The 16,015-nt window shown below is 41.6% G+C and carries 12 protein-coding genes; 3 read left to right on the forward strand and 9 right to left on the reverse strand.

The annotated features are described in order from the left end of the window. Positions 1 to 91: 91 nt before the first annotated feature. The 3 genes from ACTTJ8_RS09580 (at position 92) to ACTTJ8_RS09590 (ending at position 5,790) form a co-directional block, all read left to right on the forward strand. Complete coding sequence (locus ACTTJ8_RS09580) at positions 92 to 2,188, forward strand: methyl-accepting chemotaxis protein (RefSeq protein WP_442721050.1); 2,097 nt, start codon at positions 92 to 94, stop codon at positions 2,186 to 2,188. Between the two features lie 335 nt (positions 2,189 to 2,523). Next, positions 2,524 to 4,332 carry a sodium-extruding oxaloacetate decarboxylase subunit alpha gene (gene oadA / locus ACTTJ8_RS09585; RefSeq protein ID WP_442721051.1) on the forward strand — a complete coding sequence of 603 codons (1,809 nt, stop codon included), beginning with the start codon at positions 2,524 to 2,526 and terminating at the stop codon, positions 4,330 to 4,332. 204 nt (positions 4,333 to 4,536) lie between these two features. Beyond that, positions 4,537 to 5,790 carry a glycoside hydrolase family 3 N-terminal domain-containing protein gene (locus tag ACTTJ8_RS09590; RefSeq protein WP_442721052.1) on the forward strand — a complete coding sequence of 418 codons (1,254 nt, stop codon included), beginning with the start codon at positions 4,537 to 4,539 and terminating at the stop codon, positions 5,788 to 5,790. On the opposite strand, the gene ACTTJ8_RS09595 is transcribed toward ACTTJ8_RS09590, so the two are convergent. The 9 genes from ACTTJ8_RS09595 to rfbA all read right to left on the reverse strand — a co-directional run bounded on the left by ACTTJ8_RS09595 (position 5,780) and on the right by rfbA (position 15,892). Next, on the reverse strand, positions 5,780 to 6,583 hold the full coding sequence (locus ACTTJ8_RS09595) for a DNA-methyltransferase (protein WP_442721053.1): 804 nt from the start codon (positions 6,581 to 6,583) through the stop codon (positions 5,780 to 5,782). The two genes, ACTTJ8_RS09590 and ACTTJ8_RS09595, sit on opposite strands and share 11 nt — an antisense overlap. Before the next feature lie 148 nt (positions 6,584 to 6,731). After that, positions 6,732 to 8,171 carry a potassium/proton antiporter gene (locus ACTTJ8_RS09600; protein ID WP_442716429.1) on the reverse strand — a complete coding sequence of 480 codons (1,440 nt, stop codon included), beginning with the start codon at positions 8,169 to 8,171 and terminating at the stop codon, positions 6,732 to 6,734. Positions 8,172 to 8,237: 66 nt separating this feature from the next. Next, complete coding sequence (locus tag ACTTJ8_RS09605) at positions 8,238 to 9,701, reverse strand: polysaccharide biosynthesis/export family protein (protein WP_442716430.1); 1,464 nt, start codon at positions 9,699 to 9,701, stop codon at positions 8,238 to 8,240. Further along, a complete protein-coding gene (locus tag ACTTJ8_RS09610; RefSeq protein WP_442721054.1) occupies positions 9,691 to 10,713 on the reverse strand; it encodes a GNVR domain-containing protein in 1,023 nt (340 codons plus the stop codon). Before ACTTJ8_RS09610 ends, ACTTJ8_RS09605 begins: the two co-directional genes overlap by 11 nt. A gap of 77 nt (positions 10,714 to 10,790) precedes the next feature. Further along, a complete protein-coding gene (rfbB, locus tag ACTTJ8_RS09615; RefSeq protein WP_442721055.1) occupies positions 10,791 to 11,891 on the reverse strand; it encodes a dTDP-glucose 4,6-dehydratase in 1,101 nt (366 codons plus the stop codon). Further along, on the reverse strand, positions 11,878 to 12,765 hold the full coding sequence (gene rfbD / locus ACTTJ8_RS09620; RefSeq protein WP_442721056.1) for a dTDP-4-dehydrorhamnose reductase: 888 nt from the start codon (positions 12,763 to 12,765) through the stop codon (positions 11,878 to 11,880). Before rfbD ends, rfbB begins: the two co-directional genes overlap by 14 nt. 16 nt (positions 12,766 to 12,781) lie before the next feature. Beyond that, positions 12,782 to 13,321: a dTDP-4-dehydrorhamnose 3,5-epimerase gene (gene rfbC / locus ACTTJ8_RS09625; protein ID WP_442721057.1), complete on the reverse strand. Its 540-nt coding sequence runs from the start codon at positions 13,319 to 13,321 to the stop codon at positions 12,782 to 12,784. Positions 13,322 to 13,393: 72 nt separating this feature from the next. Continuing rightward, entirely contained in the window at positions 13,394 to 14,935 is a 1,542-nt protein-coding gene (locus ACTTJ8_RS09630; RefSeq protein WP_442721058.1) for an ATP-binding protein, read from the reverse strand. A gap of 81 nt (positions 14,936 to 15,016) precedes the next feature. Continuing rightward, on the reverse strand, positions 15,017 to 15,892 hold the full coding sequence (gene rfbA, locus ACTTJ8_RS09635) for a glucose-1-phosphate thymidylyltransferase RfbA (protein ID WP_442721059.1): 876 nt from the start codon (positions 15,890 to 15,892) through the stop codon (positions 15,017 to 15,019). Positions 15,893 to 16,015: the final 123 nt, after the last annotated feature.

The following is a 16,015-nucleotide window of genomic DNA, read 5'->3' on the forward strand; positions in this document are numbered from 1 at the left end:
CAATTCTTGGGCGATGGTCGTAGGGGAATTTTTTTCTTTTTATCGAAAAAAAAGAAAAAAATCCCCCTACATAATATACAGGAGTTTTTTAATGAAAAAGCGTTTTTCTCTTCGCTTCAAACTGATTCTTATCTTCGGGTTATTGATTGCTCTTGCTTCAACTATTCAAGGTTTGCTTGCAGTCAGAACCGCTCACAAAGCCGTAACTGAAAAAGTAGAAGCTCATCTAATCGACAAAGCGGCAGATACAGCAGAAATTATTGACGGACGCATCACCGCATTTTGGCAATTTCTCGAAGGTATTGCCCGGATGCCGTTTTTGCGAGATCCGAATATTTCATATATGGAAAAAATGCAAATGCTTGCTCAAGAAAGTCAATTCAACACAGTCTTATGCGCTTTGTATATAACTGATGAAAACGGGATTATTCAATTCTTAGACGGCTCAACACCTTCTTGTGCACATGAGCAATGGTTTATAGACGGTATGCAGGGAAAACGATTTTGCGGAGCGCCCTATATCGATGAAAGAACCGGAAATTCGTTCGTTGCCGATATTGCAGTTCCTGTGTATGATGATTCCAAACACGTTATTGGAGTTCTTATTGCTGATATGGACGGATTATGGTATACAAATCAAATTAACGACATTGTTGTAGGGAAAAACGGTTACTGTTATATACTCGATGCAACGGGGGTAGCTATTGCTCATAAAAATTTTGACGCAGTAAAAAATAGACTGAACATGATAGAAAAATCAAAAACAGACAAAAGTCTTGTATCTTTAGGTCTATTTGCACAACATGCTATTGATTCTGATGAAAGTGAAGTTGGGACTTATATGTATAACGGCACTAGAAACATTGCTTCGTATGCTAAAATAAAAGCTACCGATTGGACTGTTGTTATCACCGTGCCGCAAGATGAGTTTATGGGAACGGTGAATGCGCTGCGTAGTTCTATGATCGGTATCGGTACAATTATTTTAGTTATTGCGCTTGCAATTATTTTCTTTATTGCCCGAGCAATGGTAAAACCAGTACAAAAAGCCGTTTTTGCATTGCGGAATATTGCCGAAGGCGAAGGAGATTTAACGGTACGTTTACCGATACACGGTAATGATGAGGTTACGGATTTATCCGAATACTTTAACGAGACTATCGCTAAAATCGGAGCTTCAATACAAGCGGTTGGAAAAAATTCAAAAACAATGGAAGAAATCGGTAATGAGCTTGCGTCCAATATGACTGAAACAGCAAGTGCAGTAAATCAAATCAGTGCAAATATCGACGGGATTAAGCAGCAGGCGCTCACTCAAGCTGCCAGTGTTACCGAAACCGCTGCGACTGTTGAAGAGATTGTCCGCACCATTAAGCAGTTGAATACCAGTATCGAAACACAGGCGGCAAGTGTCGCACAGTCTTCATCTTCTGTAGAAGAAATGGTTGCGAATATTGCTTCTATCGGACAAACACTCGGCAAAACCGATGAGGTAGTCAAAAGTCTTACAACAGCGACCGGCGACGGTAAAGCAACGCTTGTAACTACTAATACCGTAACGCAGAAGATTGCCGAAGAATCAGGTTCGCTGATAGAAGCGAGCAGTGTTATTCAGCATATTGCCTCGCAGACTAACCTTTTAGCGATGAATGCAGCGATAGAAGCAGCTCACGCAGGGGAGGCTGGTAAGGGCTTTGCTGTGGTTGCGGACGAAATTAGAAAGCTGGCAGAGGATTCTGCAACACAGGGTAAGACGATTACGGCAACACTGAAAACATTGAGCGGAGAAATTGAAACGCTTTCTGCTTCTTCTAAAACGGTAGAAGCGAAATTCAATGCAATATTCAGCCTTGCTGAGCAAGTTAAAGAAATGAGCGCCCGGCTCACGGAAGCAATGCGGGAACAGGAAAACGGTAGTAAGGAAGTACTGACAGCCATTAAGAGTATAAACACGGTAACAATAGAAGTACAGGCCGGTTCCGAGGAAATGCTGAAAGGAGGAGAGAGCGTTGCGGAAGAGATGCAAAAACTGGATAATCTTACCCGCATTATCACAGAAAGTATGAACGAAATGGCTGCAGGAGCGGTACAGATTAACAATGGCGTACAAGAAGTCAATGAAATTACGCAAAAGAATAAACAGAGTATTAAGAGCTTGGTAAGTGAAGTCGCTAAATTCAAAACATAAACGCAAATCAACACCCCGACGTAAAGCATCGGGGTACAGCGCTTTATTTCATACTGTATGAACTCTCGGCATCGGCATAAGATACCATTGCTAATAAATGTACCTTCGTAAACTATCTTTTTCGATAAGAGAACATGCACATCAGAAAAGATCGAGTTTCAGCTGCAACCGGAACATCGCTGCTTTTTGGAGTAATACCTCTTGCAATGTATAAACGAAGATGTAAACGTTCACAACGCCTTGCATAAAGCTCAAATAAGCAATATCATTATAGAATAAAGTTCAAAACACCGTAAGCGAGAATCAAAACGGATGCTCATTATAGAGGAGTAATTATGGCGAAAAAGGTTCGGATTTCCGATTTAGTGTTGCGGGACGCACATCAGTCTTTGCATGCAACACGTATGACAACAGCTGATATGCTGCCGATTTGCAGCAAGCTGGACAGCGTTGGATATTGGAGTTTGGAAGCATGGGGAGGAGCAACATTTGACTCGTGTATCCGCTTTTTAAATGAAGACCCATGGGAGCGGTTGCGTTCATTGCATAAGGCATTACCGAATACCCCCATTATGATGCTGCTGCGCGGTCAGAATTTGCTTGGGTACCGGCACTACGCCGATGATGTTGTCGATGCCTTTGTGAAAACTGCTGCCGATAACGGAGTCGGGGTATTCCGTATCTTTGATGCTCTAAATGATCCCCGCAACTTAAAACGTGCTGCAGATGCTGCCAAGAAAACGGGCAAGCATGTACAAATGGCTATCTCTTATGCAACGACACCCTACCATACGATAGAAAACTATGCTGAGCTTGCAAAAACCTATACTGAGTTCGGTGCAGATTCTATCTGTATTAAAGATATGTCAGGTCTTTTAAAGCCGTTTGAAGCATTCGATTTGATAACTGCTATTAAGAAAAAAACCAACATTCCTATCAATATCCATACCCATGCGACAACCGGATTGTCCGTTGCAACACTGCTGAAAGCTGCTGAAGCCGGTGCAGATATTTTGGACACCGCTATCTCATCGATGTCTATGGGAACTTCTCACAGCCCGACTGAAACAATGGTAGAAATTTTCCGCGGTACCGATATGGACACGGAATTGGATATAAAGTTGCTGTTAGAGATTGCCGCTTATTTCCGTGAAGTACGCAAGCACTATGCTCAGTTTGAATCCAGCTTTCTCGGTGCTGATACCCGTATTCTGGTATCGCAGGTACCGGGTGGTATGCTTTCCAACCTTGAAAATCAGCTCCGCGACTTAAAAGCATCCGATAAGATCGACGCAGTACTAAAAGAAATCCCGATTGTGCAGAAAGATTGCGGTTATATCCCGCTTGTTACCCCGACCAGCCAGATTGTTGGAACACAGTCGGTATTTAACGTACTCTTTGGACGCTATAAGAAACTGACAGCGGAAACACGCGACCTGCTTATCGGACGGTATGGAAAAACGCCGGCACCGTGCAACGAAGAACTGGTAAAAACAGCCTTAGCAGAAGCAAAGGCTGAAGCTCCCGTAACAGCCCGTCCTGCCGACTTTATCCCGAATGAGTTGGATAAAATTAAGGTTGAAGCAAAAGAAAACGGAGCGGGCAATTCCATCGAAGATATTCTTACCTACGCAATGTTCCCGAAGGTTGCTCCTAAGTTCTTTAAAGAACGCTCAAAAGGACCGGTTGTGTTCACTGCTCCAGCAGCAGAAAAGAAACCGGAAGCACGCAAGAGCAGCGGTTCCTATACCGTAACCGTCAATGGAACTGATTATGCCGTGTCTTCTTCCAACGGAACATTCACGGTAAACGGTACCGCCTATTCGGTTACCGTAAAAGATGCCGCCGGTAGTGCAACTCCCGCCCCAGCAGCACCAAAAGCCCAACCGACAGCAACGCCGAAACCGGCTGCGGCACCTGCAGCAAGCGGCAGCGGAGCAAAACTGCTCGCACCGGTAACCGGTACCCTCCTCCGCTACACCGTTGCAGAAGGCGCAAAGGTCAGTGAAGGACAAACCGTTATCATGCTCGAATCGATGAAGATGGAACTGGAAATCAATGCTCCGGCAGCCGGTACGGTTCACTTTACCGCAGCAGTCGGCACACAGGTTGGAGAAGGCGACTTACTCGCAGAAATCCAGTAACGACTCCCACTAGGGGGTAAGCGGACACAGTAAACCTATTCGGAAACTTGAGTTTCTGAACAGGTCTAGTATATACCCGATTACGGGAAATGGGGATTTCGAAAAAGTAACCAACTTTTGAGACATGCCCGTTTCCCGTTGATTGCTATGTTCGTATTTTCGGTTTACCGCTCCGCTCCCCTGCACTATCACTCGCTACATTTTATGATCCAATTATCACACAAGAAACAGCTCCTTGCAGCTGCTGTTATTTTCAGTCTTCAACTGTTATGTGCGCAAGGCTTTTCTGCAATGCGTATACCGTCTTCCGTAGCCTATACCGGCAATACTCCCGCACAATCCAGCACTGCGGTAATACACACAAGCGACGGCTCTGCAGCAGGTCAAACCGGCAGCAGCCTCCGTGCTATTGCCACACAGCTTACCCTTGAAGAAAAAGCTGCACAGGTCTTAATGGTGAATATTGCAGGGCGGACAAAGGCAGATGCCGCAAGTATTGCTGCATTTAAGGGCACCGTTCCCGGTGCAATTATCCTCTTTGGCTATAATATTGCAGAAACAGCGCAAGAGGTGCGTTCATTTTTGGCATCGGCAAATCAACAGTGGGAAGCTGCTGCACACGCTGCAAAGTATACCTTCCTGCCTCCGATCTACGCGCTCGATAATGAAGGCGGCTCGGTATACCGCACCCGCCGCATCACCGCTCCCCTCCCCGCTGCTGAAGAAATCGGACAACATCTTTCCGTAGAAGAAACCGAAGCATTATACCGCCGGGTCGGACAGCAAATGAAGGAGCTGGGACTACAGCTCAACCTTGCACCGGTTGCAGAAGCCCGAACAGCACAAAACCAAGCAGCGCTCGGATCACGGACATACAGCGATAAACCTGAAACAGCAGCCCAATACGCGGCAGCTGCTGTACGCGGAATGCAGGATGCAGGAATATGCGCAACAGTCAAGCACTTTCCCGGTAACGGTGCCGCAGACTTGCATAAAGGGGCAGCGATCTTGGAGACCGACTATGAAACATTCCGCACTCAGTATTGTGCAAGTTTTATCCCGTCGATCAAAGCAGGAGCTGCAGCAGTTCTTGTTTCCCATATCACCGTACCCGCAGTAGAAGCGGTACCGTTTTGCTTTTCTGCAAAAGGTATTTCACTTTTAAGAAATGAACTCGGATTTTCCGGACTCATTATTACCGATGACATTGCGATGCAGGCACTGCGGCAGAATGGAGCAACACCCGCAGAAAATGCCGTGCGTGCGATCGCTGCCGGCTGCGATATGGTGATGAGCAGCCTCCCCGCAGTGTATCCGCTTATTTCCGCTATTGCAGAAAAAGCCCGCTCCGACACCGAGTTCGCAAAGCAGCTGGATGAAGCAGTACTGCGAGTTCTCACCATCAAACAAAAAGCGGGGTTACTCAGCACAAATCTACAACCCTACCCTAAAAACTGATAGAGTCTATATTTTGTGCATAGGATATTGTATTCTTCGTGCCATCTTCTACATCTGAGGTGTTATGACATGCTTGGGATAATTGCTCAAACCGTTTCACAGTAGCTTGATAATATACAGGGTCAATTTCCATACCGATAAATTTACGTGAAAGATTTAAAGCAGCATGACCGGTAGAGCCAACCCCCATAAACGGATCGAATACAATATCCCCCTCATTTGAAGCGATTCTAATAATATGTTCTAAGACAGCAAGCGGTTTCTGTGCAGGATGCTTTGGCTCCTTTATTCTTTCTTTCCCCATACAAATCGGCGTTTCGATAAAATTATGCATTTCGTTTTGTGCTGAAAAATTCCATGTATGTCCCTTATTCCATAAACACACAATTAATTCACAGCTATTCAAAAACGATGACTTTCTGATATTCGGTACGGGATTTTTTTTATGCCATACCATAAACTGAAATGTATCGAATACCGGATCAAAGACTTCATGATATTTTCCGATTAAATTATAGCTTGTAAATATGAAAATATTTCCGGTCGGTTTTAGAATACGCTTAAAATCATCGACTAATCTTGAGGGATGAAATGGAAGTAAATCCCATTTTGCGACATCGTTATTTATTTCTGCGCGCCATTCAAACTTCATATTCCCCGTCGAATATTCAGACAAATTATAGGGAGGATCACAGAGAATAAGGTCTACCGAAGCTTCAGGCATTTCTTTCATTCTGCGAAAGCTGTCACCGTTTATCAACAATGCTCGGTTTAGTTTTTCTCGTTCATACATATATTCAACATATTTACATATTTGAGTATAGACATAATGAAGGTGCCTCTAGTTCATTAATTCCCTGCAATATTCGTAATTTAGATACCTTTGATGATCCTCATTTTAGAATCGAAAAGGAACTTCTAAAAACTTGAGCTTCCTTCTATTATGCTTCTTGTTCATTCAGCTGTGCGGTAATGCTTTTTATCTTCGCCGAATGGGCAAGTACATAGAGAATATCGTGTTTTTCTATAATGGTATCACCTTTTGGGAAGATAATTTTGCCGTCACGTACAATAGAACTAATCAGTGTGTCCTTATCTAAATTAAGCTCAAGAATTTTTTTGCCGATGCTTGCGGCATAATCTTCGATATAAACGTCAAAAATATCTATATCACTTGCTTTAAGCGAGTACAACTCTACAGCATACAGTGAACCCGGTTTTTTGGGGTCGGTAAATTTGAGCAAACGGGCAAGCGGTGCGAGGGTAGTTCCCTGAATAATACAGGAAAGGATAACCGCAAAGAAAATAGTATCAAAGATGAAACCGTTTTCGTCCAATCCGTTTGCAAGCGGATAGGTAGCAAGTACAATGGGAACAGCGCCCTTTATACCGCCCCACATAATGAAGAATTTTTCCTTTCGGGTATACTGAAACGGAATCACAGAAAGCAGTACGGCAATAGGACGGGCAACAAACATCATCACAGCGACAATGATGAGCGCTTCTTTCCAAATATGGACAAACCGATGCGGGAATGACAAAAGACCAAGCATAATAAAGAGCGTGATGTTAAAGATAGTTGAAATACTTTCAAGGAAGTTGCCGACACTGCGCTTTGCGGGAAAGGCGGTGTTACCGATCCAGTATCCCATAAAGAACACGGCAATAATACCGTTTGCCTGTAATAATTCTGCACCGCCATAAGCTAAGAGAATACAACCGAGCATCAATACATTATAGTTACCTCTATTATCCGATTCGAGCCGATTAAATAAGGATACGGATATTTTAAATGCGATAAAGCCGATAAAAATACCACCGGCAAATTGCCAGATCAGCTGCGCAACAGCCAACCCGGGGATTTGAAACGCCCCCTTTGCAATATGCACAAACGTCAGCGTAAGCAAAATTGCCATTGGGTCGTTTGCTGCGGATTCAACATTGAGCGTTGCTGCGAGTTTATCTTTAATCGGGTTCGATTTTGTAATCATAAAGACCCCGGCAGCATCAGTTGAAGAAATAATGGAAGAAATCAGCATTGAATAGGTTAAATCAAATTTGAGTAAGAAGTGAATACAAAAGCCGAGAACTACAGAGGTTACTGCAACACCGAAGGTAGCCAGCGTCATTGAAGGACCGGCAACCCGATTAAATGTTTCTTTTGTGATACAAAAACCGCCGTCAAAAATAATAAATATCAAAAGAATATCTGCAATCTGCTTAGTAAGCAAGGCGTTATCAAAATAAAACAGATTAAGCACATCACTACCAACCAGTACACCGATCAGAATAAAGCCGATAAGAAGCGGCAGCCCAAACTTATCACTGATCTTGGTTGACAGCATTGCGAGAATAATAAGGAAAGAAATGAACAGAATCATAAAAGCCTCAAAACCACAAAATACAGAGGACCTCTAAAAATTGAATTTTTTAGAGGTCCTCTAGAGTTATCGCTTTGTGAGAGCTAAAATAGAGGTGATAATACCAAGAATCGTTGCCGTTACAGTGATAAGCGGCATATAGATATTGAAATTATACATAAATGCGTTAGTGCGTGCCGATATAATCGTATTTGGACCAACTATATCGTTTTTTCCAAGTTTATTCCCATATACATCCGTGATAGTAATAGCTCCCCCGGAATTACGCTGATAGTCAAAACCGCCGGCAAGGGCAATATAGAAATCGCTTTTACGTCCCGGTGTATAAGGATATGCGCCGGGGCGCATTACAGCCCCGTTTACAGTTACAGTTTGTTCTATTTCGGGAACAATAAGCCTATCCCCGGGTTCTATAGGAATATTTTCATTATACGCAGCATCGAACAAAACCTTATTTAAGCTGATAGGCAACTGTTTCCCTTGCCGAAAAATATAAGCACTACTAGTATCAGCTGTAACAGCTGCAGTAAAAAGCTGCATATTCTGACGTATCAGTGACACAAAATCATCACCCGGCACAAATGCAATGGATATAACTTTAGTTTTTCCTAACGGCTGTCCGGAACCGGAGGCTGTAGCAGGTAGTTCAATATATATATTTGTCTGTAAAATTTGCCGTTTTTCCACATACACCGTATCTTTATGCAGTACAGAAAATGTTTCGGCCTCTTTGTCCATATCAACAAAAAAAGTATCGGGAATTGCAGTGCCATCATCCTTTATGCGCACAATTTTTACTTGCGCTTTATCAACACCTTCACCTACAGTGAAGCCATTACCGTAACGTTCGATAAGAGTATTCAGTGTTTCATTATCATCCATTTCATATACGCCGGGCCGCTCAACCGATCCTGAAAGGGTAACACGCCGCTTAACACGCGGAATAGTAATAACATCACCAGGCGACACATACGGATCTTGCCGTAAATCTCCATCCCGAATAGCTTTAAACAAATCATACTCAATTGTTTTTCCTGAAATTCCCGTAATAGAAATATAACGGTTTGAAGCAAAATTTGTTAACAATCCATTGATCACCTGAGAAGCCCGCATCAGCCCCCATGCTTTTACTTCAGTTGTTTTAGAAACTTCTCCTTTTACAATTACACTAAAAGAACTAGGACTGGCAAGTACAAATTGCACTGCACCCAGCGGATAATTTTGCGAAATAAGCGTTTCAACCTGTTTTTTAACAGTCATAAATGTTTTACCATTGGTATTCACCACCCCTAGATTTGACACACGGATTATACCACTTGCATCTACAACAATATCGTATTGCACTGCTGTTTGCCCAGCTGTATATCCCAGATGATAAATATCTCCCGGCAAAACGCGGTAATCGGGATTTGCCATCGCTTGCTGAGCCCGCTGTTTTGTCGGCGCATCAATTGTCGAGCTTGAATCCGCAAATAAAGGGAAAGCTGCAATAAAACACACATAGACGAATAAAATGAGTTTATACTTCATGCAGTGCTTCCTTTTTTTGCAAGAACTTTGCCATGGCTGTAATATCTCGCCGTATTTCCTGTACAGCATTCAAAAAGAATGCAAGAAAAATAGACAAAAACAGCCCCCCTGCAAATGCAATAATGCATATTTTTGCACGCGACGGACCGGATTTTTTTTCCGGTATTTCCGGCATATCCAATATCTGAAACATAGGACTTTCACTTGCCATTTCTACCTTTAATAATTCATATTGTGCTTTTAATTGATCGTATATCTTCTCTTGAACAGCAATCGCCCGCTTGAGTTGCTCCATTGTAAGAGCAACTCCTCTCATTCCTCCAGACTGAGCAATTTTATAGTCTAAAACAGATGACTCCTGCTCTAGCCGCTTTATTTCATTAAATGACTGATCCAAGCTTTTCTCTAAATTTTCTTTTTCGCGCACCTTTTTATTTAAACCAAGCTCTGCAAAACGTTTTTCGTAATACTGCACAGCAAAAAGAACAACTTTCTGTGCAAATTCAGGCTCAATATGCGTAGCAGCTAAAGAAAATATCCCGCTTTTATCATCTATCTTTGCCTTTACTAATGCCTTAACAACTTTACGAGCTTCCGTCTTTGGGAAGTGTATAATCTTATACTTTTCACGTATATTAAATTCATCTGCAACAGCATCAAGAAACGAAGTACTACCGGCTATATAGAGTGCTAGCTGTTGAAAACTATTCCCGCCGCTTCCCGCACCACTCAAACCAGACAGGGCACCGCCCCCCCCCTGCTGTAAGAGCGCGGATAAAGCCCCACTGCCCGTAGAACCTTTTTCCTGTATCCGCATAAACGCAATACTGGTATATACATCCGGCATAAAAGAGTCTTCCGGCGGCATCACTTTACCAATGAAACAATAGGTAAATGCAGCTATGGAGATTACCGCTGTTAGCCCTATAATTAGCCATTTCCAATGCCATAGTACAGCAGCTAAATCTAGTAAAGATATTTCCTCAGAATCATCATTTATATCATGTTCCACTACATTCTCCTTAAAGCTGAGCCGATCCGGTGAATTTTTAAAAGCCCCAACCCCTGTACCGTTCAATTATAGCTATCTTACCGTTTACTATAATTCTTTTCAATCCAGTTACGATATTCGCCGGAACGGACATTTTCTATCCAAGCATTATTTTGTAAATACCAGTCAACAGTATGAGCAAGTCCTGTTTCAAAATCAAACATACGCTCCCAACCCAGCTCCGTTTTAAGCTTTGTACAATCGATGGCATAGCGACGGTCATGCCCGAGACGATCGGTTACGTGAGTGATAAGAGCCCTAATCTTTTCTATATTGAGACCCGCTTTTTGAGAAACAATATCTATCAACTTGTGTAACAGTTTAATATTTTCCCATTCATTTTCACCGCCGATATTATAGGTTTCACCTACTCTACCCTTTTGCATAATAAGCTGCACAGCACGGTTATGATCTTCAACGTGAATCCAGTCGCGTATCTGCATACCGTCGCCATATACCGGAAGCGGTTTCCCATCCACCATATTTAAAATCATCAGCGGAATAAGCTTTTCCGGGAACTGAAACGGTCCGTAATTGTTTGAGCAATTAGACACAGTAATAGGCAGCCCGTATGTATGAAAATACGCCTTTACCAAATGATCGCTTGACGCCTTGCTTGCGGAATAAGGGGAGCGGGGATCATAGGGCGTAGTTTCTTGAAAATAGCCTTCCGCTCCAAGCGATCCGTATACTTCATCGGTACTTATATGGTGGAACAGCACATCATCCCTCATGGAACCATCGCGCTTTTGCCATGCCTTTTTTGCTGCCTCCAACAGTGTGAAAGTACCGAGTATGTTTGTCTGTAAAAAAACTTCCGGACCCAAAATAGATCGGTCTACATGGCTTTCCGCTGCAAAGTGTACTACAGAATCAATACCATATTTTTCAAAAATATTTGCGACAAGCTCTTTATCGCAAATATTACCATGAATAAAGACATATCGCACATCAGCAGCACTTCCGCCGAATTCAGCTTCTATATCAGAAAGACTGGCCGCATTACCGGCATAAGTTAATGCATCAAGATTGATAATGCGTCCTGTAAATGAAGAGTCTTTTTTTAATAAGGTACGGATAAAATTGGAACCGATAAAACCGGCACCGCCTGTAATAAGAACATTTTTAAAACTGCGCATTTTGAGTAACTCCTTTAAGATATGAGGTAAGGCTTTCATCCCATTGAGGAATAGAAAGAGGAAATGTTTCTTTCATTTTTTGCTTATTGAGCAATGAAAAAGACGGACGGTGAGCTTTTTGCGGAAATTCACTGCTGGTACACGGTTCAATCGAGCAATCTTTTTTGATAAGCCCCATTCTTTTTCCCTGCCGGTAAATTTCACAGGCAAAATCGTACCAAGTTATATTTCCTTCATTTGAGTAATGATAGATGCCATACCGATGATTATCCAGCTGAATAATCTGTAATACAGCCTTTGCCAAATCGATCGCATAAGTCGGGGAGCCTCTCTGATCATTTACCACTTTAAGATTATCTTTCTCATTCATCAAGCGAAGCATCGTAGAAACAAAATTATTACCGCTTTTACCATAGAGCCATGCAGTACGGATAATATAATGTTCAGGCAATAGCTCAATAATATTCTGTTCACCTTGCAATTTTGTACGCCCGTATACGCTCTGCGGATTTGTGCTATCAGTTTCTATGTATGGAATAGAAGAAGAGCCATCGAACACATAATCCGTAGAGAAATGAATAAGCGTTGCACCATAGTGCTTTGTAGCCGTGCAAATATTGATAAGTGCATCCGCATTCAGTTTTTGAGCCATTGCATGGTCATCTTCCGCCTTATCTACAGCAGTGTAAGCAGCACAATTAATAATCCACTGCAAAGAACCGGAAGAAAAATTTTGCTGTATAAACGCTTCCACAGCAGCCTTATCGGTAATATCAACTTCCCTATCCGAACCGATCCATTGTATATTATGTTGGTTAAGTTGTGCTGCAATTTCACTTGCAAGCATCCCCTTAGAACCTATAAGCCAAACCATCAGTAACCTCGTGCAACTAGTTTATAGCAAAAGCAGGATACTTTGTATCCTTTTCGGAGAAAATATACGGAACATCTAACTTCGGCCAGTCAATACCGATTGCGGGATCGTTCCACATAATGCCGCCTTCATCTTCGGGATGATAAAAGTCCGTACATTTATATGCAAAAATAGCTTCATCACTTAACACTAAAAAGCCATGGGCAAATCCGGGAGAAATAAAAAACTGATTTTGCCGTTCTGCTGAGAGGATAACTCCATACCATTTCCCATAAGTAGCAGACTCCTTTCGAATGTCAACAGCAACATCGAATACTTCTCCGCTTAACACCCGTACTAATTTTCCTTGCGGATGATTCTTTTGAAAATGTAACCCGCGCAGCACTCCTTTGGAAGACTTTGACTGATTATCCTGCACAAAATGATAAGCAATGCCGGCAGCAGCAAAATCTCGTTGCGACCAACTTTCAAAAAAATAGCCGCGGTTATCAGAAAAAACTTTCGGCTGAATTTCGTAAAGTCCGGCAATAGGACATTGTACAATGGTAAAAGGCATTAATAATTCTCCTGTGTAATTTTTTAATAATATTTCTGCCGTACAAGACTATTATAGAGCATCCTTAAAATCTTAAATTTTAATATAGTTAAATTCGCTTATATTTCTTTTTTCTTTATCAAAATTAATACCTATCGCATAAATATTTTTACCTTGCTTTTGGTATTTTTCACAATATTTTTTCTCCATTATTTGTGCAATGCCATCTCCTGTTCCCATTTTAAACTCAATAATATAGACATTATCTTCAATCATAATACTCATATCAATACGCCCCTGATTGGTACAGTCTTCTGCAGCAAATGGCATATTTAGACTGTAAAGATAGGTATAAATTATACTTGCATAAAAACCTTCATACTGTGCAATATAATTATTTGAGTAATTATGATAGGGAATATTTGCAAAAATACGTGTCAGATAATTTTTAAAGGTTTCTAAATCTGCCTGTTCCAATACAGCATAGAGATTATCTTGCATCTTTGTTTTTTCAACAACCGACGGCGTTACCGTATTCAGAATTGCTTCGTTTAAAGATTTTTGTACTTCAAAATTGGGAATCCGTAGCTGATAATACAGTCCGTCTCTTACTGTTACGGCTTCTTTAATTGTAAGATACCCCGCTTGATACAGCAATACCGGCAGCTCAATATTATCTATATCAAAAGATTGCAGAATTTCCTCTCCAACTTTTATATTCTGTAAATCGGGGAGGAAAAACTGCTTTTTCTGTATTAGTTTTATCAAAAAAGTTGGTGTACCGGATTCAAACCAATAATTTCTATATGAATGCCCGCTTGCACAGAAATTAAGAATATCAAAAGGATTGTACACATTATCTTTTAAAAAATTATAGCCGTCATACCAGTGCTTCACTTTTTCCATGTCAACGCCTTCCAGATAGGGCTGAAAACTTGTTTCAAGATCGGCTTGCGTGTACCCGCAAATATTTCCGTATTGAGGGTACAGCGATATATCGACGATATTATTCAGTCCGGAAAAAATACTCACCTTTGAAAATTTACTCACCCCCGTAAGGAACGCAAACTGTACATATTCATCGTTGTATTTGATATGCTCATACAATCCTTTCAGCATATCCCGCGCATAATTGCGCATTGCCGGATCCGCAATATTGTCCAATATTGGTTTATCGTATTCATCTATTAAAATAACCACACGCTTGGGGTACTTTTTATAGGTTTCTTTGATAAGTGAATCAAACTGAGAGGAAAGCTCTAGGTCTTTATCAAGTGTTACACCAAGACATTCAGCATTCCAGCTTAGTACTGATTGTACTTCACTTTGAAAATTAACTTCCGATGTAAAATCACCGCCCCAATGAATCCTAATCACGGGATGAGCTTCAAAATCATATTTATCGTAAATATATAAATTCTTAAAAAGCTCCTTCTTCCCTTCAAAAATCGCTTGCAGGGTTGTTAAAAAAAGGCTTTTACCGAACCGGCGCGGACGTGATAAAAAAACATACTTATAGGTATTCAGTAATTGATACGCTTCCTTTGTTTTATCGACATAGACATAATTATCGGTAATAATTTCAGAGAATGTGTGTATTCCTATCGGGAGCTTTTTTCCATGACTGTTATTCATTGTAATCTCACAAAATTAGATTTTCCAGCTTCCTTTTTTACAATATCCTTTTAATAGGACATTGTGCAATGGTAAAAGGCATTAATAGTTCTCCGCAATATACTGTAAGTATTGTCCGTACTCGGTTTTATATCCTTCAGCAAGTTTTAAAAGCTGTTCCTTGGTTATCCATCGTTTTAAGTATGCAATTTCTTCAATACACGACACATACATTCCCTGACGTTTTTGAATAGTCGCAATAAAATTGGATGCCTCCAATAAACCGTCATAACTGCCGGTATCAAGCCATGCCATTCCTCGCCCCAGTTTTTCAACTTTTAATTTTCCGGCAGCAAGATAGGCATTATTCACCGAAGTAATTTCAATTTCACCGCGGGCGGAAGGCTGTACATTTTTTGCAATCTGCACAACATTATTATCATAAAAATATAAGCCCGGCACGGCATAGTGCGATTTAGGGCACTGCGGTTTTTCTTCTATTGAAATGACCCTGCCGTCTTGATCAAACTCCACTACACCGTAAGCGGTTGGATCTTTTACATAATAACCGAAAATAACAGCACCATTATTCTGCTCTATTGTATGCACTCCCTCAGCTAAGGTTGCAGAAAAACCACGACCGTAAAAAATGTTGTCACCAAGCACTAACGCACATGGATCATTGCCGATAAATTTCTCACCAACAATAAAAGCATCAGCAAGACCGCGCGGCTTATCTTGGACTGCATATTCAAAACGCATACCAAGCCACTCACCGGTTCCAAATAATTCCTTAAAGAGAGCAATATCCCGCGGCGTAGAAATAATGAGAACTTCACGAATTCCTGCAAGCATCAATACAGATAACGGATAGTAAATCATCGGTTTATCATAAAGCGGTAATATTTGCTTGGAAACAGCCCGCGTAAGCGGATATAAACGAGTGCCGGAACCGCCGGCAAGAATAATTGATTTCATATAGAGCTCCTTGGAATAGTCAATAGTAGTGCAGTGCCTAAACATCCCAAATGTATTTAAGCAGCATCTTTTTTAGCTGCTGTTTTCCTGTATACCAGTGGAGGTAAGCCATCGGGATTTACC

The organism is Treponema sp., from assembly GCF_052169735.1.
Lineage (GTDB): Bacteria > Spirochaetota > Spirochaetia > Treponematales > Treponemataceae > Treponema.